The 1,694-nt window shown below is 39.6% G+C and carries 1 protein-coding gene; it reads left to right on the forward strand.

The genetic code is table 11. The features are described from left to right. Positions 1 to 1,694, forward strand: a 1,694-nt coding sequence (locus tag FN795_RS21335) for a condensation domain-containing protein (RefSeq protein WP_244290026.1), incomplete at both ends; no start/stop codon positions are given.

Consider the following 1,694-nt stretch of genomic DNA (forward strand, 5'->3'; position numbering starts at 1 on the left):
GGAGAAGACATCATCAAAAAAGATTATGTAGCCCCAAGAAACAAAGAGGAGCAACTTATAGTTGATGTTTGGACTTCTGTTCTCAAGCAAGAGGCAATAAGTGTCAAGGACAGTTTTTATAATTTAGGAGGGGATTCCATCAAATCCATTCAGGTGGCATCCCGATTAAGGCAGAAAGGATATACCGTAAAAATCGATAGTATTCTTCGCAACCCTATTGTTGAAGATTTGGCAAAACTGGTGCAGCTCGATACTGCCGCTATCAGTCAGGACATCATAAAAGGGCCTGTTGTGTTAACCCCAATCCAAAAACTTTTTTTTGAAGACGGGACCATAATAAACAAAAATTATTATAACCAATCGATCCTTCTTAAAAGCAAGCTTCCTATCAATGATTTATTGTTAAAAGAAGCCCTGTCAATTCTGGTAAAGCATCACGATGCGCTGAGGATGTCCTATGAATTGGCAGAGGATGGATGGCAGCAATACAATCTGGATGACGCCAAGGATTGTTTCAAAATCAGTTTCTTTGATTTAAGGGAATCCAAAAACCCGAAAGAGGAACTTAACAGATTAGGTGAAGACCTACAATCAGGTTTCAATCTTGGTTCGGGAGTATTGTTTCATATAGGCCATTTTAGAACGGACAATGGTGATCAATTGGCTTTGATCATCCACCATTTGGTTGTTGATGGGGTTTCCTGGAGAATACTTCTGGAGGATTTTTCTACGATTTATCAGGCTTTGGAGACTAATAGTGAGGTCCAGCTTCCCTTGAAGACGGATTCCTTCCAAAAGTGGGCCTCCCTTCAGCAATCTTATGCCAAGAGTGCCGTACAACAGCAGGAAAGGACATATTGGGAAAACCTTTCCCAAACCACCGTTGCATTGCTTCCTAAAGATTTTGAGGATTTAGGTAATAAAGCCATCATTAACGAATCATCGTCGTTTGTCTTAGATATTGAACTCACCCAAAAGTTACAGACTCAGGTGCATAATTTGTATAGTACCGAAATCAATGATGTGCTACTGACTGCTTTGGCGCTGGGGATCAAAGAGACCTTTGGAGTAGAGAAAAGTGTTGTGCAAATGGAAGGCCATGGTCGTGAAGAAATAATCGACGGAGTGGATATCAGCAGGACCATAGGTTGGTTTACCAGTGTCTATCCTTTTGTTTTGGATATTTCTGAGAACCAACACCCAGAGATTGTATCGGTAAAAGAATCTTTACGAAAAGTGCCCAACAAAGGTATTGGATACGGAATTTTAAAATATTTGGATACCCCTTTCGAAAAAGAATTGGTACCTAGCATCCAGTTTAACTATTTAGGTGATTTTGGCTCAAATGCCGATGGGAAGGAGGATTCCCAATTTGAGTTTTCAGGTGAAAGCATAGGTGCTTCAAAAGATCCGGCAAATGTCGGAAGTGATGTATTGCTTGATGTGTCAGGGATGATGGTTTCAGGCCAATTGAGTATGTCTATTGGTTATTCAGGCAGTTTATTCAAGCAGGAGACCATTGAGAAATTGGTTTCATCCTATCATGAACATCTTTGTATATTAATAAAAGAACTATCCCAAAGAAAAGAAAATCGATTAACCCCATCCGACCTGACTTTTAAAGGTTTGAGCATAGAAGATTTATTTAGGATAAACAATGACAATGCAATAGAAGATATCTATGAATTGTCTCC

The organism is Flavobacterium resistens (assembly GCF_900182645.1).
In the GTDB taxonomy this organism is placed as follows: Bacteria; Bacteroidota; Bacteroidia; order Flavobacteriales; family Flavobacteriaceae; genus Flavobacterium; species Flavobacterium resistens.